At 52.8% G+C, this 22,639-nt stretch carries 22 protein-coding genes and 2 tRNA genes; 9 read left to right on the top strand and 15 right to left on the bottom strand.

Annotation, left to right across the window (positions count from 1 at the left end; all coding sequences use genetic code 11):
• From HYS22_01485 to HYS22_01450, 8 genes are all read right to left on the bottom strand, one after another.
• On the bottom strand, positions 1-879 hold an 879-nt coding region (locus HYS22_01485), incomplete at its 3' end, for a hypothetical protein (GenBank protein ID MBI1908830.1).
• Entirely contained in the window at positions 869-2,083 is a 1,215-nt protein-coding gene (locus tag HYS22_01480; protein MBI1908829.1) for a hypothetical protein, read from the bottom strand. The genes HYS22_01485 and HYS22_01480, both read right to left, overlap by 11 nt.
• Positions 2,084-2,206: 123 nt before the next feature.
• Positions 2,207-2,812 carry a transposase gene (locus HYS22_01475; GenBank protein MBI1908828.1) on the bottom strand — a complete coding sequence of 202 codons (606 nt, stop codon included), beginning with the start codon at positions 2,810-2,812 and terminating at the stop codon, positions 2,207-2,209.
• A gap of 151 nt (positions 2,813-2,963) precedes the next feature.
• Positions 2,964-3,638 (bottom strand): 16S rRNA (cytidine(1402)-2'-O)-methyltransferase, encoded by a 675-nt coding sequence (rsmI, locus tag HYS22_01470; GenBank protein MBI1908827.1) that lies wholly within the window; start codon positions 3,636-3,638, stop codon positions 2,964-2,966.
• A complete protein-coding gene (locus HYS22_01465; protein ID MBI1908826.1) occupies positions 3,638-5,260 on the bottom strand; it encodes an NAD+ synthase in 1,623 nt (540 codons plus the stop codon). The genes rsmI and HYS22_01465 overlap by 1 nt, the downstream gene beginning before the upstream one ends.
• On the bottom strand, positions 5,257-6,192 hold the full coding sequence (locus tag HYS22_01460) for a CoA transferase (protein MBI1908825.1): 936 nt from the start codon (positions 6,190-6,192) through the stop codon (positions 5,257-5,259). Before HYS22_01460 ends, HYS22_01465 begins: the two co-directional genes overlap by 4 nt.
• A gap of 11 nt (positions 6,193-6,203) precedes the next feature.
• Complete coding sequence (locus HYS22_01455; protein ID MBI1908824.1) at positions 6,204-6,536, bottom strand: SCP2 sterol-binding domain-containing protein; 333 nt, start codon at positions 6,534-6,536, stop codon at positions 6,204-6,206.
• Positions 6,537-6,592: 56 nt separating this feature from the next.
• Positions 6,593-7,828: a hypothetical protein gene (locus HYS22_01450; GenBank protein ID MBI1908823.1), complete on the bottom strand. Its 1,236-nt coding sequence runs from the start codon at positions 7,826-7,828 to the stop codon at positions 6,593-6,595.
• On the opposite strand from HYS22_01450, the gene HYS22_01445 reads away from it, so the two are divergent.
• Positions 7,827-8,657 (top strand): hypothetical protein, encoded by an 831-nt coding sequence (locus HYS22_01445; GenBank protein MBI1908822.1) that lies wholly within the window; start codon positions 7,827-7,829, stop codon positions 8,655-8,657. The genes HYS22_01450 and HYS22_01445 overlap by 2 nt on opposite strands.
• Positions 8,658-8,709: 52 nt before the next feature.
• On the top strand, positions 8,710-9,753 hold the full coding sequence (locus tag HYS22_01440; GenBank protein MBI1908821.1) for a hypothetical protein: 1,044 nt from the start codon (positions 8,710-8,712) through the stop codon (positions 9,751-9,753).
• Here the strand turns inward: HYS22_01440 and HYS22_01435 are convergent.
• Both HYS22_01435 and HYS22_01430 read right to left on the bottom strand, forming a co-directional pair.
• Positions 9,742-10,782 carry a radical SAM protein gene (locus HYS22_01435; GenBank protein ID MBI1908820.1) on the bottom strand — a complete coding sequence of 347 codons (1,041 nt, stop codon included), beginning with the start codon at positions 10,780-10,782 and terminating at the stop codon, positions 9,742-9,744. The two genes, HYS22_01440 and HYS22_01435, sit on opposite strands and share 12 nt — an antisense overlap.
• Positions 10,772-11,797 carry an NAD(P)-dependent glycerol-3-phosphate dehydrogenase gene (locus tag HYS22_01430; protein MBI1908819.1) on the bottom strand — a complete coding sequence of 342 codons (1,026 nt, stop codon included), beginning with the start codon at positions 11,795-11,797 and terminating at the stop codon, positions 10,772-10,774. The genes HYS22_01435 and HYS22_01430 overlap by 11 nt, the downstream gene beginning before the upstream one ends.
• 9 nt (positions 11,798-11,806) lie before the next feature.
• Here HYS22_01430 and HYS22_01425 point away from each other — a divergent pair, with 9 nt between their 5' ends.
• From HYS22_01425 to HYS22_01405, 5 genes are read left to right on the top strand one after another with little or no spacing between them, the layout of a single operon-like run.
• Complete coding sequence (locus HYS22_01425) at positions 11,807-13,078, top strand: amidohydrolase family protein (GenBank protein MBI1908818.1); 1,272 nt, start codon at positions 11,807-11,809, stop codon at positions 13,076-13,078.
• A complete protein-coding gene (locus tag HYS22_01420) occupies positions 13,063-14,547 on the top strand; it encodes a menaquinone biosynthesis decarboxylase (protein ID MBI1908817.1) in 1,485 nt (494 codons plus the stop codon). Before HYS22_01425 ends, HYS22_01420 begins: the two co-directional genes overlap by 16 nt.
• Before the next feature lies 1 nt (position 14,548).
• The gene (locus tag HYS22_01415) at positions 14,549-15,241 is read left to right on the top strand and encodes a ubiquinone/menaquinone biosynthesis methyltransferase (protein MBI1908816.1); all 693 of its coding nucleotides are present in this window, start codon (positions 14,549-14,551) and stop codon (positions 15,239-15,241) included.
• Positions 15,238-15,783: a UbiX family flavin prenyltransferase gene (locus HYS22_01410; GenBank protein MBI1908815.1), complete on the top strand. Its 546-nt coding sequence runs from the start codon at positions 15,238-15,240 to the stop codon at positions 15,781-15,783. Before HYS22_01415 ends, HYS22_01410 begins: the two co-directional genes overlap by 4 nt.
• Positions 15,780-16,637 (top strand): UbiA family prenyltransferase, encoded by an 858-nt coding sequence (locus HYS22_01405; GenBank protein ID MBI1908814.1) that lies wholly within the window; start codon positions 15,780-15,782, stop codon positions 16,635-16,637. The genes HYS22_01410 and HYS22_01405 overlap by 4 nt, the downstream gene beginning before the upstream one ends.
• A 30-nt stretch (positions 16,638-16,667) precedes the next feature.
• On the opposite strand, the gene HYS22_01400 is transcribed toward HYS22_01405, so the two are convergent.
• Both HYS22_01400 and HYS22_01395 read right to left on the bottom strand, forming a co-directional pair.
• Positions 16,668-17,777: a hypothetical protein gene (locus HYS22_01400; protein ID MBI1908813.1), complete on the bottom strand. Its 1,110-nt coding sequence runs from the start codon at positions 17,775-17,777 to the stop codon at positions 16,668-16,670.
• Positions 17,774-18,373, bottom strand: a complete 600-nt coding sequence (locus tag HYS22_01395; GenBank protein MBI1908812.1) for a hypothetical protein — start codon at positions 18,371-18,373, stop codon at positions 17,774-17,776. Before HYS22_01395 ends, HYS22_01400 begins: the two co-directional genes overlap by 4 nt.
• Positions 18,374-18,679: 306 nt before the next feature.
• Here HYS22_01395 and HYS22_01390 point away from each other — a divergent pair, with 306 nt between their 5' ends.
• Complete coding sequence (locus HYS22_01390; GenBank protein MBI1908811.1) at positions 18,680-19,642, top strand: MBL fold metallo-hydrolase; 963 nt, start codon at positions 18,680-18,682, stop codon at positions 19,640-19,642.
• Between the two features lie 83 nt (positions 19,643-19,725).
• Here HYS22_01390 and HYS22_01385 read toward each other — a convergent pair.
• The 3 genes from HYS22_01385 to HYS22_01375 form a co-directional block, all read right to left on the bottom strand.
• Positions 19,726-19,797, bottom strand: a tRNA-Cys gene (locus tag HYS22_01385).
• Positions 19,798-19,815: 18 nt separating this feature from the next.
• Positions 19,816-21,255 carry a HAMP domain-containing protein gene (locus HYS22_01380; protein ID MBI1908810.1) on the bottom strand — a complete coding sequence of 480 codons (1,440 nt, stop codon included), beginning with the start codon at positions 21,253-21,255 and terminating at the stop codon, positions 19,816-19,818.
• Complete coding sequence (locus HYS22_01375) at positions 21,252-22,382, bottom strand: ABC transporter substrate-binding protein (GenBank protein ID MBI1908809.1); 1,131 nt, start codon at positions 22,380-22,382, stop codon at positions 21,252-21,254. The genes HYS22_01380 and HYS22_01375 overlap by 4 nt, the downstream gene beginning before the upstream one ends.
• Positions 22,383-22,452: 70 nt before the next feature.
• Between HYS22_01375 and HYS22_01370 the strand changes: the two genes are divergently transcribed.
• Positions 22,453-22,538: transfer RNA gene (locus tag HYS22_01370), tRNA-Leu, on the top strand.
• Positions 22,539-22,639 lie beyond the last annotated feature (101 nt).

Below are 22,639 nucleotides of genomic sequence, written 5' to 3'. Positions count from 1 at the left end.
CGCCCCCTTGAAAGAATTGGCCCCAACCCTCCGACCGATCTCCGCCATCCCTGGAACGGTATTCCAACCCTTCTCCTCCTCAGAAATCAGCACCCCGTTCCAATAAATCCTGACCATCTTCCCATCGTAGGTGTAACCCAACTGGTTCCAAACACCCTGTGTCATTCCGGTCGTCACAGGGGTTGTATCGTTGTTGATACCAACCAGACGCACCGTCGGTGTCGAACAACCGCTCAGGTCAATCCTGTTCATCCCATCATTCACCTCGGAACCGTACCAAAAGGGATTCCGATAGTTGTTGCAAACTCCACCGGCAATAACATCATCCCACCGGAACCAGAGGAAAATAGATCGGGGAGAAGCACCGGTCGGAAAACCGTTGCTCGATAACGCCACATAATCACTCACGCCGTTAAACAAAAGCCCCTGGCCCTTCACCCCGTTGACCCATTGCGGCCCGGACAACAACCCGGTGTTGAGACCGGTGCTGTCCCTTGCCCCGGAACCTGATCCCTCCTCAAACCGCCACCAGCTCACAAGATTGTTGTCCAAAATAGTCCCTGTCCCTACCACCGGAGAAGAGGACAACCCCTGGTAATCGACCGCCTTGACCTCCATCCGGTAATCAGACTTGGCCCCCAAGGTAAGCGGGTAAACCATCTCCCCATAAGCGGTCCGCTTGAGTTGACAGACGGAACGGTAATCCCCACCCCCCACCAAACGGTTTTCCGTCAGGTTCGAACAGGTGATGACAGGAGATCCGTTTCCGCCAGAGGCGGACCCGCCTCCGGCGGGCGCAATGACTACGTCATACCCCGCAATATCCTCATTGCCGTCCGGATCAGATCCGTCCCAGGCGATCGTAAAGTCACCAGGCAAACGATTCCCCTCCAAACGAACGAACATTGGAGATAACAGGAACCTGCGAACTGGTTCTCCTGAATTTTATCGGAACTCTCTCCTCATAAGCATTATGTTTGAGTGAAGAATCTCTGGCTGAAAAGATCACTTCGTAGGACCCATCCGGAATATTGACCGGGAAGGAAAGATTGGCCAAGAGCCGGGTCACCGAAGAATCCTGATCGGCTACTCCCAGCAAACGCTCTACCCCATTACCGTTAAGTCTTACTGAAACCGCTTCCAGACCGGAAGGGTCATCCAGTTCCCAAATAAAGGAGGTCGGGCCGTTGATCTCCTGATCCTTCTTCAAATCCAACCGGACACGACTGGGGCCTTTGGTATCTTCTTTATTAAAAGCGGAAAAAGTCAACGGGGTCTCTTTGACAAGACCGTACTTGTCTTTGATACGGACCTTGAGCGTGATTGTTCCAACATCGTTCCCCACGACAAAACGGTCCGTCTCCACCAAGACAGTCATTTTTTTGGTCTTGAGAATATCCGCAGCAGGGGTTAATACCTGAACTCCATAGGTCGGGAAGATCACGGACATCTCCTGAATTGGAATAATACTCAACGCCTCTACAACAATCTCCTCTGTTCCGGTCAGCGATTCCAGAAAGGAAGAACCGGGCTTGGGCAGAGAAACGCTATTGTTTGTTAAAAGATCTTTGCGCGTGGCACTGGCCGAAGGCCCCCCTTGGGGGATCGAATTCTTGGAATAAAGATCACTCTTGTAAACATACTCCGCCAGATTCCCAAAACCATCCCCATCCAGATCCAAACCGGGAGTCCCCTCGTAAACCGCCTCCCAGTTGGACTCTTCCCCCACGTACGCTACCGTCATCTCTTCTCCGACTGCTGTTATATTCTTCCGCACCAAATGCTCCAACTCCACACGTTGGGTCGAAGAAATATCCCCCTCATAAACTACCGTAATATCAAAAGTCGATCCGGTTGGAACTAGGATCCTCCCTTTATAGAGGTTTTCTTGGGGATCAAACTCAAAATCCCAATGTTTGTCCGGTTCAATCGTTGTTACGGCGTAGACAGTCAACGGAATCCCCAAATCTATCAATGCCTGCGGAGCGGGAGATTGGAATTCGGAATCACCGGAGGAACAGCTGATGAGGAAGGCAAGAAGTAGCAGGGAGATGGTACAGAGACGTAAAGGCCTAGGGGACATTGTCTCTCCTTTCATGGTTCGACCGGCTCACCATGTCCCAAAAACCAGGACATCCTGAGCTAAGTCGAAGGATCCATCGGCTCCCCCTCCTGCCAAACTGCCGGCAGGCACGCCCGCAACTGGTTAGTTTATCGGTTCCCATTTGTCAATGTTGCTATAAAATTCATCTGTGGGCGCCATCTTGGTACCATCCCTGATGGGCGCAATAAATTGCGCCCCTACGTTTTCCGGATCCTGATTCCAATTTTTTGGATTATCTCGAACATATTGGCGGATACGGTTTAATTCCGGTTCATCCCGGATGATATGTTCATAATAATTACGTTGCCAGACGGCAACCGATGGGTCCAATCGGTGAATTCGATAACAGGACCTCGCCTTGAAATACCTGACAACCATTCCTAACGTAGGGGCGTGATTTATCACGCCCTTTGTAACAATCACGCCCTTATTGGTGGTGTTATCATCCTTGATGGGCGCAATAAATTGCGCCCCTACGGCAGAATGAATCCATAAAATACCGTGTATATGGTTCGGCATAATGACAAATTCATCCAATTTAATATTGAGAAACCTGTCCGGTAATTGATCCCATGTCTTCTGAACAATCGTTTGTACCGCATCCGTTTGAAACAACCATTCCCGCCGCCAGGCACACACCGTCACAAAATACGCCCCAATCCTCGAATAATCGTACCCTTCTAAACGGATGGAATGACGGTCTTTCATGGTTTCCAACCAAGATACGTACAATCCGCGTGCCAGGCTGTAATACGATAAAATAGGGTTATAGGCCAAAACAGGGTTCGAAAATCGAACCGTGGTACGAAAATCGAACCCTTCCTGATTGATCGTCCCACAGGGACTTTCTTGAAAATTTCTATCTCTTTCCGGCGATTAAAAGAACCATCTCCCCCTTGGGAGGGTCCTCACGGACGGCACTGCAGAGTTCCCGAACTGTCCCACGGACAAACTCTTCATGGATCTTGGAAAGCTCGCGGGCCAAACAGGCCGGCCTCTCGCTGAAAATGCTCAAGGCCTCCTCCAGTGTTTTGACAATCCGGTAGGGAGATTCGTAAAAAACAAGGGTCGCCTCCTCGTCCTTCAAAGATTCGAGCAGAGTTTTCCGCCGCCCCGCCTTTTGCGGCAAAAAACCGACAAAAAGAAAACTGTCCGTCGGCAATCCTGAGGCGGAAAGGGAGGCGATCACCGCCGAAGGGCCGGGGATCGAAACGATCCGGATCCCTCTCGCCACCGCCTCACGGATGAGGGGAAACCCGGGGTCGGAAATCCCCGGCGTCCCGGCATCCGAAACCAGGGCGACAGATTTTCCCTTTTCTATCTCGCCCAAAATCTGCGGGATCCTCGTCATCTCGTTGTGTTCAAAATAACTCCAAAGCTGTTTTTTGATCTGCAAATGGTTGAGCAGTTTGACCGTATGCCGTGTGTCCTCACAGGCGACCAGATCCACTTCCTTCAGGATACGGACGGCACGAAAGGTGATATCTTCCAGATTCCCGATCGGTGTTGCGACAATGTAGAGTGTCCCGGACATTAAATCTTTCGGGCAATCGGAAATCTCCGCCCCATCCCGAACGCCTTGGTCGTAATCTTCAGACCGGGGGCTGCTTGACGACGCTTGTATTCGTTGGCATTGATCCGTCGCAGGAGACCAGTCACCACCTTTTCTTCCAGACCAAGTGCGATAATCTCCTCCTTCGATTTCCCATCCTCGATGAAGGCCTTGAGAACCCTGTCCAGGATCTCATAAGGCGGCAGTGTGTCCTGATCTTTCTGGTTCGGTCGGAGTTCCGCCGTCGGGGCCTTGGTAAAGACCCTTTCCGGAATAATTTTTCTCTTTCCGTTAAAATGACGGGCCATCTCATAGACAAGCCCCTTGGGAAGGTCGGCGATGACGGAGAGCCCTCCGCTCATATCCCCATAGAGGGTGCAGTAACCGACCGCCAGTTCTGATTTATTACCGGTCGAAAGGACCAAAGACCCGCGCTGGTTGGAAAGCGCCATCAGGATATGCCCACGGATCCGGGCCTGGATATTTTCCAGGGCAACCCCCTTCGCCTCCGGCAAACTCTTTTTGTAACCTTCAAAAACAGAGGTGATCGGAATTGTTTCAAAACTAACCCCTAAATTTTTGGCCAAGCCCTCCGCATCTTCTGCACTGTCACGACTGCTGAATTCCGATGGCATAAAAACACCATGCACATTTTTTGGCCCTAGCGCCTCTGTCGCAATCACCGCCACAAGGGAAGAATCGATCCCCCCGGAAAGCCCAAGGACAACCTCCTTAAAACCACATTTGGCAACATAGTCTCGAACACCAACCACTAACGCCTGAGCCGCCGTCGCCAGTTCATCCCCTTCGTAGGGGATTTTTTTCTCTTCTCCTTTTTTCTCCAGATCCCAAATCACCAGATCTTCTTCGAACGGTTTTCCGACGGCGACAACCTTGCCCCCGCTGTCCAGACCCAAACTCATCCCGTCAAAGACAAGTTCATCATTGGCCCCCACCAGATTGACATAGGCGATCGGCACGCCATGTTTCAGAGCCATCGCCTGGAGCATTTCATGGCGGAGTCTCTCTTTCCCCATGGCGTACGGTGAGGCCGAGATGTTAATAAGGAGTTCCGCCCCTCCCGAAACCTGCTCCTCAATCGGGTCTCTTTTGTAGAGGCGTTCGGACCAAAAGAGTTTGTCGTTCCAGATATCCTCACAGATCGAGATCCCGATTTTTTTCCCTTTAAAGACCACGACCGTTCCCCCCTCACCCGCCTCAAAGGTTCGCCCTTCATCAAAGACATCGTAAGTCGGGAGGAGAGATTTGTGATAGGTCTGCTGAATTTTTTTATTTGCAATCAGGGCGGCAGCATTAAAAGCCCGCTTCCCGCCGCTCTTTTTGTTTTCTGCGGCGTACCCAATAATCAGTCCGATGGAAGGAGCAGCCTCTTTGGCAATTTTCTCCAGGGTCTCCCGGCATCTTTTTAAAAATCCGGGGAGTTCGACCAGATCGCGCGGCGGGTAACCGGTCAGGGTCAGTTCAGGAAAGGCAACGAGATCCACCCCCTGTCTTGCGGCCCGCTCGGCAAACTCAAGGATCTTTCGGGCATTCCCCTCAAAATCGGCAATGGTGGTATTGATTTGGGCGAGCGCCAGTTTCATAAAGTAACCACCGGAGAGACACAAACATCATTCCCCCTAAAAATTCGAAGCCACTGGGCCTTAGTCCGTGAACGGATCATCCTCTGTAGTGCGCGGTACCGCTTTGTCCCGATAAAGTCAAACCTCTCCGCGGCAGAAGCCCATTCCGGATGCCCGATCTTTTCGCACCACCTCTTCCAAAACTTTGGTTCGAGACAACCGAGCGCTATCTCTCCCCCCCCCCTTGTCTGATAAATATTGTATCGGGCCAGTTTCCCGGTCAGAAGGGAAAGGGCCTTTTTGGGAGACCGCCTGTAGGGAGAGACCAGATCCTCCAAACTCCTGGTCATGGATATATCCAGATGGCAACCTTTTCCATTCTTCTGCCGTTGCCGAAGGGCCGCAAGGATTTCAATCACCGCATAAAGACCTCCCCCCACCAAATCGGCGATCTGGATCTGAGGGATAATCGGTTTTCCGCGGCTATCTCGAAAAAGGTCCAAAAGACCGGAGGCGGCCAGATAGTTCAGGTCATGCCCCGGCCTTTGGGAATTTTCTCCCTTTTGACCGTAACCGGTGATTGAACAAAGAATGAGGCCCCGGTTTTTTTTGGAGAGAACCTTGTAACCAACCCCCAGACGATCCATCACCCCCGGCCGGAAGTTTTCGATCAGGAGATCTGTTTTTTGAACCAGCTGGCAAAATCGTCTTCGATCCTTCTCCTCTTTCAAATTAAATTCGTAACTCTTCCGGTAACGAACAAAGGAAAAAAAAGATTGGAGGGCGATTCGCCCGGGTCCTTTAAAATCAGCCTCAAACCCGGGGCCGCGGACCTGATCGACCGAGGCGCCAAGATCTGAAAGGAGTTTGACTGCAAATCGCCCCGGCAAGAGACGTGAAAGGTCGAGGATCTTGATTCCAGCGAGGGTCCGGGAAGATGAAGAATGTCTCAAGTCAGGGTGCTTCACCCAAGAATGGTCTGCAATTTAAGGGCAAGCCCCATGTTACCGGCGACCTTCAGCTTGCCGGTCATGAAGGCCATCTGCGGGTTCAGCTTGCCGGTAACGAGTGAAATAAAATTCTCGTCAGACATCGTCACGGTGCAATTGGCCTTGCCCGAAGAACCACTGGAGACCTGCCCTCCCGGTGTGGTCAGGTCGATGGTCCAGGTGCCTCCGTTATCCCCCGTAATCTGAAATTCATAAATGGAATTGATTCCGGCCAGCTTTTCCCCTTTGGCCTTGATGGCAGGGCTTATTTTTTCCTCAAAATATTGCTTGGGTGTGAGATCGGACATAGGAACCTCCAATTTGCAGCAGATATTAAAGGAGGCCAAAACAATCTGTCAAGGAGTTATGGCAAAAACCGGAAGGAAACAGCCCTCCCAGGGGGATTCACCCGAGGGTGAATCTCCCTTCCCGAAACTGGACGGTCGTCCGTCATGCGGTCCACCAAAACAGGTTGAGCTCGTTCCGCGTCAATGAGAAGCACTCGGGTTGGATCAGGAGGGGGCAAGGCAAGTTCCGAGGGACCGATGGAAGAGGCGGCGCCGGTCCGAGAGACAGAACCACCGGTCGGGGAGGTAGCGCCGGAAGAGGCAGACGGGAAACCAGCCTGCGGGGTCCCTCCCCGCCCAGGCCCCCCCTTCTTGGGAATCCGATCACTGAGCCTTGTCAACTCCACGGCCCTCCGGTCAGGTGGTATTCGTTGGAGAATCTCGAGGAGCCGTTTTTCATGAAGCGTCACGCCAGAAGTTCGAACAACGGCTACAAATCGGTAGAGCGCCTTGAAGGTCCCCGGCGGATTGGAGCTCCCTTGAAGGGCTACCTCAACGATCAAGCCCCCCATTTCCGGTAACCCGGTAGTCAACAAGGCATAGAGATGATCGGCACTCGCTTGTCTTTCTCCGGGACCTGAGGCCATCACAATGGCCATAAGATTAGTGGCACTTACCTGCAACCGAGAATTCCCAACTCCCAAGGCAACAATCTGGCTGAGGCGGTCGAGAAGCGCCCCTTGCTCCCGTTCCGGCAACCCGCCAACAAGGGCGGCAATATCCGAATCGGTCAGTTCGTCAGGTAACGAGTAGCAAAAGGCGGCCCCGTCAACCGTTCGGCCTGTTGTCTCCCCTCTTTCCATTCCCCCAACACCCCCCGCCGCCAAGGCACCTGCCCTGACCCGTTCCAGGTAGGCCTCCAAGGAACGCTGGATCCCGGACAATTCTGTCCTCAACCTGTTCGCTAACGCCGGGTGGCGATCGAGTTCCCTCTCAAAAAGGTCAAAAATGGTTGGAGGGGAATTCCCCCCATCCGGAAATATAAGCCGCTGGTAATCCCTCAGTGCCGCCACAACATTGGCACCACTCCACTCCTCATTAATCAACATCAGCCAATAAGAGCGGGCCCTCCCCTGGAAAATGAGTGCCGATTCAGCAACGGCCGTGGTTACTAGATGCTCGACCCCGGAATGGACCAGGACCAAATCCTCAGGAATTCTTTCACCAGAATCATAGGGGCTGAGGGCCGATGAGACTGCCTCATAGGTGGCTATAATCTCTGACAGGAGTGTGGGAGGACCGGAAACTAGCATGATACAGGGCTTGTCGGTTGACGTCAAAAATAAGTTGCTGAAAAAAGCCGCCTGTTGTAGCGGTGGGGCCTCTTTTATGAATATCGGCTCCGTCCCCTACCTGAACGCCCTGCCGCTGATCGCCTCCCTGGAGGAGGAACCCCGTCTGGAGGTGCCGGCCGCCCTGGTGAGACTCCTGAAGATCGACGAATTGGACATCGCCCTCGCCCCGATCGCCTGCCTCTTCGATCACCCCGAATGGAAGATAATTGACGGGATTGGACTCGGGACCAAAGGGGCTATCAGGAGCGTAAAATTAAGCTTTAATAAAAGTAGTATAACTATATATAATATAAAGTCTATTTATACTGGAATTGAATCGGTGAGCTCACTCCTCCTTTTAAAAGTCCTCTTGGTCAAAAAATATGGACGGCGACTGGACGAAATCTCAATGACCGGACCGATCCCCGGAGGAGATGAGGAGGCCCAGTTGGTGATTGGCGACAAGGCGTTGAAGGAGAATTCCCCATATTCTATCGATCTGGGGCTTGAATGGACCTCCTGGACCAGACTCCCTTTCGTCTTTGCCGGCTGGATCAGCCGTTCTTCAACTGTCGACGCCTCCATCATTCGAAAATTAAAAAACTGCCGTGACCGCTCCCTCAAAAACCTCGAAACGATCATTCCGATCACACGGGAGTTTTCGACCGCCTTTCTCAAGGAATATTTTACTGAAAACCTTTCCTATGAGTTAGGAGAGGCGGAAAAGAAAGGGATCGTCCTCTTTCATCGCTATGCCGCGGAATTGGGCCTTGCCGCCAAGGGCTGGGAACCCCATTTTATCGTCTAGAAAAAAGTTATACGTTGATTCAGGCTAAAAACCGGTTTATAACGTATAACTGATGGAATCTGTCGATCTGGCCGTCAGGAATCTTTTTCAGGAATTTCAGGAGATCGTTCTTAAAAGAACAGCCCTCGAAAGAGATTTGCGTGTTGAGGGAACGGTCACCCGAAAAAAAGTCAAAGGGAAGGAATATTGGTATCAACAGCACACCCTCAAAGGGCAGGCGGTTCAGGACTACATCGGTCCTATCACCGCGAAGAGTGATAAAGAAATCACCGCTATCCGGAAAAATCAAAAGGAGAGGAAAAATCAGATCCGCCAATTGATCTTTCAGGAAAGGAAAAAAATCACCATTTTCCGGAAAGCCGGATTTCCCGTTCTGGATTCTCTGACATCATCCTTGATCGAGAAACTTTCCCAGTGGAATCTGGTTTTTAACCGGGGGGTTCTTGTCGGATCACACGCGTTCGCCGCGTATTCGGGAATGCTGGGTCATTTTTTCGACAAAGAATCGTTAAAGACGCTCGATATCGACGTGGTCCATGATCGGTCGACACGATCCGAAGATTCGCCCATTGAGATCGTTCAGCCCGAGGGATTCATCGCCATCCAGGGCCGGAATTTTTATTCGGTGCCGGAGTTGTCGCACAAAACGCTCCCCTCTTCGTTTGTTGGTCCAGGTGGCCTAAGGATCGACTTTCTGACTCCCCTCAGGGGCCGACCCGGCAAGCGCGTCTCTTTCCCCAACCTTCCTTTCATCGGCGCCCAGCCCCTCCATTTTCTGGATTTTCTCATCAAAGGCCCCACGGTGGCAGTCCTGATGGGGCCTCGAGGAGGAATCCCTGTCACCGTGCCGGACCCGGCCCGCTACGCCATTCATAAACTGATTGTTGCGGCCCGGCGGCCGGCCTCTGAAAACACAAAACGCCTGAAGGATAGGGCGCAAGCCTCCCAGTTGATTACAACCTGCGCGGAAGAGCGCCCCGAAGAGCTTCAGAGAGTTTACAAAGAAGCCCTGGGCCGCGGGAAGGGATGGAAATCGGCGATTTCAGACTCCCTTCATCGCCTCCCTCCAGAAATTTCCAGACTGCTAACCGGTTAATCCAAGTCGTTGTGGCAAAGACCAGGGCTGGCGGCGGACCGGTTGCAAGCCCAAACTTTCAAGCCATCCCAGCACGCGAGGGATGTTTGTCTCCAGATTGACCCCGGCCTTCTCAGTCACCTGATCTTCGAGCGGGATATCAAAATCATCCGCCCCGCAAAGGAGCGCCTTAACCCCTGCCTCTCCTTCGGTCAGCAATGAGGCACGGATATGGGGGATGTTATCCAAAAAGAGCCGAGAGATGGCGATGGTCTTCAAGTATTCCTCGTTGGAAACCCTCCCTCCGGCGAGAACCGTGTTGTCCGGCTGGTAGGTCCAACAGAGGAAACTTGCGAAATTGCCGTCTTTGTCCTGAAACTCCCGCAGGCGGGCCAGGTGCTCCAGACGGGCCTTGTTATCTTCCCCAAAACCGATCACCATCGTCGCCGTTGTCCCGAACCCCTTTTTCCGCGCCAGCTCCATGACACGAAAGTATTGCTCAATGCTGTATTTCCTCGGGGAGAGTTTTTTTCGCCATCCCGGCGTCAGGATCTCTGCCCCTCCCCCCGGGATCCAGCGCAGTCCGGAATCCCACAGGCGGGACAATGCCTCTTCGACAGAAATCTGGGAATGATTGGCGATATAGAGGATCTCCACCGAAGTGGGGCCATAGATCTCGATCGAAGCACCGTACCTTCGGCGAACCGCCTGAAATAATTTTTCGTAATGATCAATCTTTAAGTCAGGGTTGAACCCCCCTTCCATCGCCACCAGACTCCCGCCGCAGGCCAGCAGTTCATCAATCTTTTTGAAAATCTCCCGTTCGGTCAGGACATAGGCCTCCGGATCTCCCGGTCGGCGATAAAAGGCGCAGTAGGAACAGTCGGCCACACAGACGTTGGTATAGCTCACAATCCGCATGATGAGGTAAGTCGCCTGGTCCGCCGGTAAGATTTGAACCCGGCGTTCCTGGGCAAGCCTTTTCAAGTCTTCAAGTGGAAGATCAAAGAGCGCCAGCGCCTCATCGGCTCTGATTCTTTTAGAACCCATCCGTCTCCCTCTTGAGTTGTCGTGCCGCCAGATCGTGCACCGCCTGACGGGGGGACTTTCCCTTATAGAGAATCTGATAGACCTGTTCGCAAATCGGCATCTCCACCTTGTAACGACGGGATAATTGATGAACTGCCTTTGCCGTGGGCACCCCTTCGGCGACTGATTTCATTGATTTCAGGATAGAGCTGATCTTCTTCCCTCGAGCCAGTTCCATCCCCACCTTTCTGTTCCTGGAAAGATCCCCGGTACAGGTCAGGATCAGGTCCCCCAATCCGGAGAGTCCCATAAAGGTGAGCGGTGAAGCCCCCATCCGAATCCCCAAACGGGTCATTTCATGAAGGGCGCGGGTCATCATCCCGGCCCGGGTGCTAAAACCAAACCCAAGCCCATCCGCAATACCGGCGGCGATCGCGATCACATTTTTTAAAGCCCCTCCCAATTCCACGCCGATAATATCTGCTGAGGTGTAAACCCGAAAGAGAGGGGCCGCAAAATACCTTTGGACACTCTTGGCCACGGAACGGTTCAGGGCGGCAACGGTCACTGCCGTCGGCTGACCCAGCCCTACTTCCCTTGCAAAACTGGGGCCCGAGAGGAAGGCGACTTTTCGATAAATGGAAGGAGGTAATAATTCCTCGTAAATTTCGGCCAACAACTTGCCGCTGGTGGTTTCGATCCCTTTCGAAACACTGACAAGGACCATGGAAGAAGCAAGAAAAGAGCTTGCCTCTTTCAAAACGCTTCTCAAGTATTGGGCCGGGTTGGCAAAGATGACAAGACCGCTTCCGTGACAGGCCTCCTTTAAAGAGCCGGTTGCCTTTAAACCGGGGTGCAATCGGACCCCCGGCAGAAAATCGTTCCGATGACGGCGATTAATGGAGTGGATGACTTCTCCTTCAAGCGCCCACAGATTTACCGGATAACCCTTTCGGGCGAAGTGTTGCGCCAAAGCGGTCCCCCAAGCACCACCACCGATAACCGCCACCTTGCCTTTTTTATCCCTTTTTGTCATGAAGTCCTCATGCTCCTTAAGGCCCCCTGGATCTTGCCGGTCAACGTCCCACCGATCAAAAACGGGGCGATCCGGGTGCGTGGGGATATTATCGAAGAAGTGGGAGGGGCGCAAGAAATTATCCGGCGTCCGGAAGAAAAGGTTGTGGAACTTCCCGAAACGATCCTTCTTCCCGGATTGATCAACGCCCATGCCCATCTTGAATTTTTTCAACTGTCACCCTCCCCTTCATCCCCTCCCATCAAGGGAGGGGATAATTTACTCCAAAATATCCCCTCTCCCCTGGCGGGAGAGGGTAAGGGTGAGGGGGGGAAGAGTTTTACACAGTGGGTTCGAACAATGATCACCCTGCAAGGGAAAAGCTCACAAAATGAATTAACCGCTCGAGCCAAAAAATCGGCGCAGGCTTTGTTGGAAAGCGGTGTCACCACGGCGGCGCTTCATCTGAGCTCGGACCTTCCGCCCGATTGTCTCCATGCCATTGCCTTCCGGACAGTCACCTTCGTTGAAGTGATCGGCCCGACGGAGGAGAGGGCTCGGGCCGGTTTCGCCAAGGCGATGAACTGGAAGATTGAGAGCCTGATCGGTCAGGAGGGGGAGATCTACCTGACACCCCATTCTTTTTATTCCGTTCATCCCCACGCCACCGAAAAGATTTTGGAGACAGCGGAAGGATTGGTTTCGATCCACCTGCTGGAATCTGAAGAAGAAGACCAATTTTTTAGAAACCGATCGGGGCCGCTTGCGGAGCTGGTGACTGAACGGGATGGGAGTCTTCTATTTCCCCGGACGTCACCGATCCAGTGGCTGGCGGCCCACCACCGGCTGACCAAAAATCTTTTGATTGTGCATGGGAACACCCTGACACCTGAGGAAATACGTCTCTTGCAGAAGGGAGAAAGCTCTGTTATCCACTGTCCCGGGAGTCACCGATACTTCGGCCACCGGCGTTTTCCGCTGGAGGAGTTGAAGGAGGCCGGGGTGACGGTGGCCCTCGGCACCGACAGCCTCGCCTCCAACGAAAAGTTATCGATGCTCTGGGAAATGAAACTGCTTCGGGAGAAGACAAAGATGCCGGATGACGAGATCCTGAAAATGGCAACCCTCAACGGGGCAAAGGCGCTACTCCGAGAAAAAGAGTCAGGGAGCCTTGAACCGGGGAAGAAGGCAGATATTATCGGTCTGCCGCTCCGGTCAACCGATCCATTCAAGGCATTGTTCGAGACAGAAAAAGTCTCCTTCATGATGATCAACGGGAAAACTTTATGTACCACTCACTAAAGGATTTCGTTCAATTTTTAGAGTCCAAGAACGAACTTTTACGAATCCGTGAGCCTCTGAGGGCGGAACTGGAATTAACGGAGGTCGCCGACCGTGTCGTCAAAAAGGGTGGCCCTGCCCTCCTCTTTGAAAATGTGATCCACCGCGGCCCGGATGGGAAGGATAAAAAATCGGAATTTCCGGTCCTGATGAATATGTACGGAAGCGAACAACGGATGGCCTGGGCCCTGGGGGTGGAGTCCGTGGAAGAGATCGCGAAACAAATTGAAGAACTTTTAAAGACAAAACCCCCTTCTGGTTTCATGGAGAAACTAAAAATGCTCCCGGAACTGGTGAAACTCGCCTCTTTCACCCCAAAATCTGTTTCGCGCGGGGCTGGGGTGAATCACCCCTGTCAGGAGGTGGTGATCGACCCGCCCAATCTTTACCGATTGCCGATCCCCAAGTGTTGGCCCGGGGATGGTGGGCCATATATCACCCTTGGGAATGTGATCACCAAAGACCCGGAAACAGGGATCCGTAACGTCGGCCTCTACCGGATTCAGATCTTTGACGAAAAAACAACCGCCATGCACTGGCAGATCCACAAGGTCGGCTCCCGACATTTCGACAAATACAAAGAGATCAAAAAGAAGATTGATGTGGCGGTATTTCTCGGAGGGGACCCGGTCCTGACCTATGCCGGAAGTGCCCCACTGCCGGACATGATGGACGAGATTCTTTTTGCCGGTTTTTTGAGGAAAAAAGGGTTCGAGATGGTCAAATGTAAAACGATCGACCTTGAGGTCCCGGCCGATGCCGATTTTGTCATCGAAGGATTTGTTGACCCAACAGAGTCTCCGGTGAAGGAGGGACCGTTTGGCGACCATACCGGTTACTACTCACTCACCGATAACTACCCACTCTTTCATGTGACGGCGATCACCCACCGCAAGGAGGCTATCTTCCCCTCGACCATCGTCGGTCCGCCGCCGATGGAGGATGCCTATCTCGGCAAGGCGACCGAACGGATTTTTCTCCCGCTTCTACGAACAACCTTTCCGGAGATTGTTGATATGCACCTCCCGATTGAAGGGGCCTTTCATAATCTGGCAATTGTTTCGATCAAGAAGGGGTACCCCGGCCATGCCCGAAAGATCATGCATTCCCTTTGGGGAACCGGACAATTGATGTTCACCAAATGCGTTGTTGTTGTCGATCACGATGTCAATGTCCAAAATTTGAAGGAGGTCACCTGGCACCTTACCGCCAATCTAGACCCCAAAAGAGATTTTCTATTTTCCGAGGGGGCGACCGATGCGCTCGACCATGCCTCTCCCACATTTGGAGTCGGTTCCAAAATAGGGATCGACGGGACCCGAAAATGGAAAGACGAGCCGGGATGCCGTGAATGGCCTGACGTCATCCAGATGAGTCCGGAGGTCAAAACAAAGATCGATGCCCTCTGGACAAAATTGGGGATCAAATAAAATGTCCACCGAAGTGAGAGAACTCTTCAGCCGCATCGCCCCGAAATATGACCTCTTGAACAGTCTTCTTTCATTTTCGGTCGATCGACAGTGGCGCCGTCAGGCGGTCAGTCCTCTGACCTCACCGCAATTTGCCCGCGTGCTGGACCTCTGTGCCGGGACCCTTTCAATGTCGCTCGAACTCTGCAGAAAGAATGACACGGTTCAGATCGATGCCGTCGATTTTTCCGAAGAAATGCTCAATGAGGGGAAAAAACGGATCCCCTTTCGTTGTCAGAATCAGATCCGCCCGTTTTGTGGGGATGGTCTCGCCCTCCCTTTCAAGGATCGAAGCTTCGATGGGGCGATGTGCGCCTACGGGATGAGAAACATCGACGATAATCCAAAGGCGTTGGCCGAACTTTACCGTGTGATCAAACCGGGTGGGAGGCTCGTCATCCTCGAATTTTTCAGGCCGGACCGATGGGTCAGCCGTCTCTTTCATGCCACCTATGGTCACACCCTGATCCCGATCATAGGCCGACTCGTTTCACGGCATAAAAACGCCTACAAATACCTCCATGATTCCGTCAAGGAGTTCTACACCTCCACTGAGTATCGGGGATTGTTGCACACTCAAGGGTTCATCAAGGTCGATATCACCCTTCAAAGCGGCGGCGTCTCCACACTGATTACGGCAGAGAGGGCTTCGTGAAGATTGTCGTCGGCATCAGTGGCGCGAGCGGGGCAATCTACCCGAAGCGTCTGCTTGAAGGTCTCGCCACCACCTCGCATGAAGTCTCACTGGTCATCTCCGAAAATGCCCACAAGATCGCTGAGGAGGAATTGGGGATCAGTTACAACCGTTATGACCGTCCTATCTTTGGCCCGCGCGACTTTACCGCCCCGTTTGCCAGCGGCTCCGCAAAATATGACCAACTGGTCGTTATCCCCTCCAGCATGGGGATGATCGGCCGAATCGCCCACGGTTTTTCGGATGATCTGCTCTCCAGAACAGCTGATGTTTTTTTTAAGGAACACCGAAAAATAATTTTAGTCCCGAGGGAAACCCCTTGGAGCCTGATCCATATTGAAAACATCCGTCTCCTGGCCCTGGCCGGGGCGATTATCATCCCGGCAATCCCCTCCTTCTACAGCAAGCCTAAAACCCTCGAAGAGGCGGTTGATACCGTCGTTGCCAGAGTCTTAGACCATATGGGGGTTGAAAATAATCTCCGCCCCCGTTACGGGTCATGATTTTAAAATTAAAAAACTACTTTTCCCTCATTAAATTTTCCCACTCCCTATTTGCCCTCCCGTTCGCCCTCTCCTCGATGCTCGTAGCGGCTCATGGGTTCCCACCGCTCCGCACTTTTTTCTTGATCGTCGTCGCCATGATCCTGGCCCGATCCTCAGCGATGGCCTTCAACCGCCTCGTTGATTCCGACATTGACGCCCAAAACCCGCGCACTCAAATGAGGGAAATCCCCCAAAAAATCCTTTCCAAGAAACAGGTCTTTGCTTTTTTTGTTGTCTCTTCTCTCTTCTTTGCGGCCGTCACATTTTTCATCAACCGGCTCTGTTTTTTCCTCTCCCCTGTCGCCCTCACCATCATCCTCTTTTATTCCATCACAAAGCGTTTTACCTCTCTCTCCCATTTTTTCCTGGGCCTCGGTTTGGGGATCTCCCCTGTCGGCTCCTGGCTCGCCGTTACGGGAGAGTGGTCCTGGAAGCCGGTTGTTTTAGGGATCGCCGTCCTTTTTTGGGTCGCTAGCTTCGACATCATCTATGCCACCCAGGACTACGAGTTCGACAAAAAATCGGGGCTTCATTCCCTGGTGGTCCGGCTTGGCCTTTCCAACGCGCTTCATCTTTCAAGCCTCTTGCACCTTCTGACCTTCCTGCTTCTGATCTTTTTTGGCCTGCTGACAGGGATGGGCTGGACTTATTACGGGGCAAATCTTCTGATCGGTTTTTTCCTTTTCTACCAACACCGGCTCGTCAAACCGGACAACCTCTCCCGTGTGAATGCCGCTTTCTTTACCGCGAATGGGGTTGTTTCGATCCTTTTTCTGGTGGGGACCGCTATCGGGATTTTTTTTAAGGACTAAAAGTCTGTGTTCTTTAGTCAACTTCATATTCTACTTTCTCGTCACAGCACTGGTACCCGGAGAAGGGATCGTATTTTCCACAAAATCGACCGAATTGTCATTCGTATCGGCCGCCCCCTCAGTCCTGGAAAGGCTGTGGCCGGAAGGGACCGGAACGGCTGGACTCCCTTCAACGAGGGACAGGCCGTTTTCAGCCGTTGTGACTGTCACGGGACCATAGGCCAAGGCATCCAGGATCTCTCCATTAAAAACGAGCTGAACCGCATCGGGACCGTTCTGGGGATCAAAATTATCCAGAAAGTCATAAGTCGTCACGCGGCTGGAAGTAGAACTCCCGGTAGAACTGTCGGCAATCACAAAAAGACCCCCTTCTTTGATAACCGACCCGCTCGGCAGGACAAAACTGTCACTAATCTTGCCATCATCCCCATTCACAAAAAGAACCTGAAGGTCGGAGAGATCTTCCCCTTCCTTCCCCTTCAACTCCACAAACAAGACCCCATCGGTATCGCTCCCGACGGCATCATAATAGATTTCGTTCAGTGTGACTTGAGGGGGGGGACGGTCGGGGGAGGATTTTGATGAGGTCGAGGAGGAACCGGTGAGGTTTCCCGCCGGGGCCTTTCCCCCAGAGCCTTTCGGGGAGGCCCCCTCTTCCAGGACATAGTAATACTTGACAAACGGGGTGGCTGAATCGGCCGGGGTTTGATTAAAAGAAAACTGATCCTCCGTCATGAGTCTGGAAGTCACCACCAGGGAATACCATGCCCCCGGTTGGAGCGGGATCCTGGGTTGAATCGCCAGTTTTGATTTCTCTTCAGAGAGCTGTCTCAAGACCGGATGAGAGGCAATCTTCCCCTCCTCAATCTCCTGGATCATCTTGGACATACTCTTGTACGGCTCAAACGAGAACTGCCCTTCAACAACCAAAACCGCCTTCTCATCAATGCTCGCCAGATCCAGGGGGCGTGAAAAGGAAAGATGAAAAAGGGTATCCGGCGGGATCTCTTCCTGCATCGGGGTTGCCTGCAAAACATACGGCTGGTCCGAAGAAAGTGAACGGAGGGTCATGTCCGGGGTCCCACAGCCGTAAACAAGGTGATTCACCCAAAGGAAGACCAAAAACAGCCATCGCCTCATGGTTGGGCCCTTCCCAGATGCTGACTAAACCACCCCCCTGTCAGGGCATCGAGCTGGGCCGTCAATTCAGCAATTTTCAGCCACCGGCCGTGGACATTATTGACAGTTTCTTCCTGAACCCTCCGGCGGGCATAGTAGAGCTCTGCGACCTCGCTCGCAATGCGGCTTCTCTCTCGGTTCCAATTCCTCTGTTCCACCCCGACATCCAACAGGTCCTTGTTAAAAACAAGTTCGTTCAGATACCAGACGGCGCGGACATCCACACTGGTCCCGCTGTTAAAATTCTTCGAAAGATCATTCTCATCGGGGCCAATAAAGACATTGCCGCCACTGACCTGCACACTGTCTTTCGAGGACAGACTGATGACATCTTTGAGTTCCCTGGCGTAGCCGAACTGCAACCTCGGCATTGCCGCAGACCATCTTGCCTTTTTTTTCAAGGATTCCAACTCCATCGGATTGGAACCGGTATACCGGAGGGCCGCCTCCTGAACCTCCTGAACGGTTGGCTCGTTATCCGGACCCCCCGATCGGTCAACGGCCAAGAGGTTCGAGGTGAAAAAAATAAAAACAACCAATAAGAGATTCTGCTTCATGTTTCTTGTCTTCTGCAAATAAAGTGCCAAATCATCAGGAGGGGATTCCCTGAAAGTAGCTGTCACAGGCCCCATCACCCTATGGCCCACAAAATATGGGGCCGAGACCGCAGGGAGACATTCCGCGGCCGGAGCGGAATGGACTCCCGGTACTGGAAGGGGATCCCCTCCTGATGATTTGAAAGAGTTCGTTTTTCGAACCGTGGGTTCGATTTTCGAACTGTTCTCTAGGGGCTCGCGTCGCCACAAACCACCTTGTTATCATCCGTTCGTTAAAGGCACGTTATTTGCATCTCTTTCACGATCATGAAGAAACTTTTTCTGCTTTTTGTCCTGCTCTCCTCCTGTTCCCCCCTCCCGGATCTTCCCCAGGAAAGAACCTCTGGTTCCTCCGAAACTGGAGACAACAGCGGAAAAACCGATGCCATTCTGAGGATCGTTGCCCTCGATGTTGGCCAGGGGGATGCCACACTCCTCATTTCTCTTTCAGGAAAAACGGTCTTGATCGATGCCGGCCCGTTGGGCTCCGGCAAAAACAGGATTATCCCGTATCTGGAGGAGGCCGGGATCGGAAAAATCGACCTCCTTTTTGTCTCCCATTACGACGGGGACCATATTGGCGGGCTCTTCGACCTGTTACCCGGCCGGGATGGGACCCTCGGAACGGATGACGACTGGGTTCCAACGGATGGCATTTGGGATCGGGGAAATAATTCCGCCGAGGATAAGGCGTTTTACGCCGGTTATCGCTCACTCACCGGACCGTGGAGACGGGAGATTCCTCCGGGTCAGCAATGGCCTTTGGGTGAAATGACGATCTCGACCCCCCTGATTAATGGAAAATACGAAGACGGCCTTTCCTTAACCCTCCCCCAAGAGGATGAAAACGGTCGCTCTGCCGTCCTGTTGATTGAGTTCGGCAATTTTCGCTATCTGACGACAGGGGATCTCACCGGAGGCGGACCCTCGGGAATCACAGAGACGACCGACCTGGAAACCAGGTTAGGGGAACTGGTTGGCGACATCGACCTGCTCCATCTGGGCCACCACGGAAGTCAGACCAGTACTCATGAAAATTTCCTGAAGACGCTCAAGCCGGAGGCGGTCATTATTTCGGTCGGGAAAGAAAACGACTACGGCCATCCACACCCGGCTGTTTTAAAAAGATTGGAAGAAAGGGGGATCCCGGCTTATCGAACCGACCAGATGGGGACGATTGAAATCGACGTCAACGAAAAAGGTTACTCCATAACCGGGGAGAACGAGTAAGAAGAAACAGCCGCAGAGCGGCGTTGAGGGGGAGGCTCCATCGGGCTCTGCCCGTGGAGGGGGCGACGCGAGCCCCTATAATGAGGCGCGGGGCGGAATCGAACCGCCGTATATCGGTTTTGCAGACCGATGCATTACCACTTTGCTACCGCGCCAAAACGCCGCACCCTACTTTACGCCTTTGGCAGTGTAAAGGAAAAGGTGCTTCCCTTCCCCTCAATGCTCTCGACCCAAATTTCTCCGCCATGAAGACGAACCAGTTTTTTCACAATGGAAAGGCCGAGGCCGGTCCCTCCATATTTCCGCTTGGTGGAACCGTCCCCCTGACGGAATTCCTCAAAAATATACTTCATCGTTTCCTGCGGGATCCCAATCCCGGTGTCTTTTACCGCAAATTGGATCGCCTCCGGTCTTTCCCCGGCCATGAGCGTAATTTCTCCACCTTCCGTAAATTTGACCGCATTTTCCAGAAGATTGAGAAAGATCTGCTGGACCCGAAGGGGATCGGCATAGACAGGAGAAAGTTCCTTGGGGATTTGATCCACCAAATGAATCGGTTTTTCACCGATCAACCGCTGGGCCATCAGCAGGACATTGTCCGTCACCCTCTGTATCGGGAAAAACTCCCGCCCCAACCCCATCTGCTGGGCCCGGATCTCGGAGAAATCAAGAAGCCTCTCCACAAGGGCTGAAAGCGACCGGCCATTGTCCAAGATGGTCTGGAGGTATTTCTTCTGTTCCGATTCCCGGATCTCCTCTAACATCCCCTCCGAGAAGCCGATAATCGCATGCAGAGGGGTCCGGATCTCATGGGAGACATTCGCCAGAAATTCGTCTTTCAGCCGATCCAGTTCTTTCAGTTCGATGTTTTGTTTCTCAATCTCCTCAAAACTCCCCTGCAAACGGGCGATCATCTTATTGAACGATTCGTTCAATTGCCCGATCTCGTCATTCCTGGCCCTCTTGGCCCGTACATCCAGCTTCCCCCCCTCCACCGCTTCCGTAGCCTTCACGAGTCGCCTAATCGGCCGCGTCACTAAATTGGACATCATCAAATTGAGGAGGAATGTTGACGTTCCCACCAAGGTGGTCAGAAAAAGAAAAAAGAAAAGGAGCGATGCCTTTTGGATACGGGCCACATCTCTGAGCGAATAGACAACCTGAATATACCCGATGGTCTCTTGCACCACCTGAAAGGGGGCCCGGTAAATCATCGCTTGTTCCCCATTCCAGGAGGCAATCTGGAAGGAGCCCCCCTCTTTTTTAACAACCTCTTCCCTCTGTTCCGGCCCCAGATTGTGCCCCTGAGGGTCCTCCGGGTGGTCTGCCAGGAGTTGGCCGGCGGCGTCAAAGACGGCGATCGATTCTATTCCTTCCGTCTTGGCAAGCCGGCTCAAGTGCTGCCTCAAGACCCCCGGGTTATTCTCAAAGATCGGATCAACGAGCGTCCTTTCCTCGCTCTTCACAAAGGTCTGAAGGAAAAAGAGACGCTCCTTGAGAAAACGATCCTTTTCCCTCTTCTGGTACGGAAAAAAAATAGCCACAAAAAGGAGGGCCACCACCAAAAGGGTGAGGGCGATGGCGGCATTGATTTCCTTGACCAAAGATTTCATGGGTTGATCGTCATATAATAATGGTACTGGTCACTGTTCAAGTACCGATTGATGACGGCCGGTTTGATGGGATTCCGGTTTTTGTCAAACCGGATACGGCCGGAAATGCCGACAAAATTCTCGGTACGCGCCAAGGCATCGCGGATCAGTCTTGGACTCAGCGAATGGGCCCGCCGGATGGCATCCGCCAGCAACAGCGTGGCATCATAGGCCAGGGCAACGCCTGCCAGGATCTCCTCTTTGTCCCCAAACTTTTTTTGATATTCTCTGATAAACTTCTGGTTTTCAGGATCCGGAATTTCGGGGTTCCAGGCCTGTACTTCATACGCCTCTTTGATCGCCCCTCCCACATACTTGGGGACCTTGTCCCCCCAGCTATCGGTTCCCAGAACAGGGAGGTTCATCCCCATTTTGTAGGACTGGTTGATGATCAGACCCGGTTCCTTTTCATACCCCGGCAGAAAGATCGCCTCCGCTTTGGCCTGCCGGATCTCACCTAATTCGGCCGCATAATCGAGCGAGTCCTTCAGGTAGGACCGCTTGGTAACAACCTCCCCTCCCCGACGCCGGAATTCTTTTTCAAAATAATTGGCAAGATCGGTGCTGTAATCGTTCCCCGCTTCGTAAAGGATGGAAATTTTTTTAAGCTGCAGATTCTCCCGGGCAAAACGGGCCATCACCGCTGCCTGAAAGGTATCAATATAACACATACGGAAAATATAATCGCCGATCAAGGTCAATTTGGGATTGCTGGAATAATTGCTGATCATCGGAATCTTGGCGGCCTGGGCGATCGGGGCAATTGCCAGAGAGTGAGCGCTCCAGGAGGAGCCGAGGATCGCCGCCACCTTTTTCTTCACCGCCTCTTTAGCCGCCATGGCGGCCCCGACTGCGGTGCTTTCATTGTCCAGCGGGATCAACTCAATCGGTCGACCCAAAAGCCCTCCGGCGGCATTGATCTGATCGACCGCCAGTTGAACTCCTTGAAGGTGACGAAGGTTGGAGCTGGCCCCGCGGCCGGTCATCGCATAGATAGCGGCGACAGGTATCCCCTCCGCCGCCCCGGCCACCGGGCTGGCAAGGACCAAAAAGAGGAGAAACAGTCCTGGAAGAAATAGTCGTCTCACCGGGGCGCTAGTCTACACATCTCTGGCTTGCTTTTCCACAGGGAAAATGGCATCCCGAACCTGTTGTTTTGCCCGGGTGGCGGAACAGGAAGACGCATGGGACTTAAAATCCCAAGCCCTGAAAGGGGCGTGCCGGTTCGACTCCGGCCCTGGGCACATAACCCCAGGTACCGGGTACCTTTTGGCCAAAAGGTACCCGGTACCTTCCGTCCCTATCGTGTTCATATACAAGTCTAAGTATTGTAAATTCTAAATTT

The sequence above is a fragment of the Deltaproteobacteria bacterium genome, assembly GCA_016177765.1.
Taxonomy (GTDB): Bacteria; UBA10199; UBA10199; order JACPAL01; family JACOUP01; genus JACOUP01.
The sequence above is the reverse complement of the archived record's forward strand: the minus strand, read 5'-3'. Positions and strand labels throughout refer to the sequence as shown.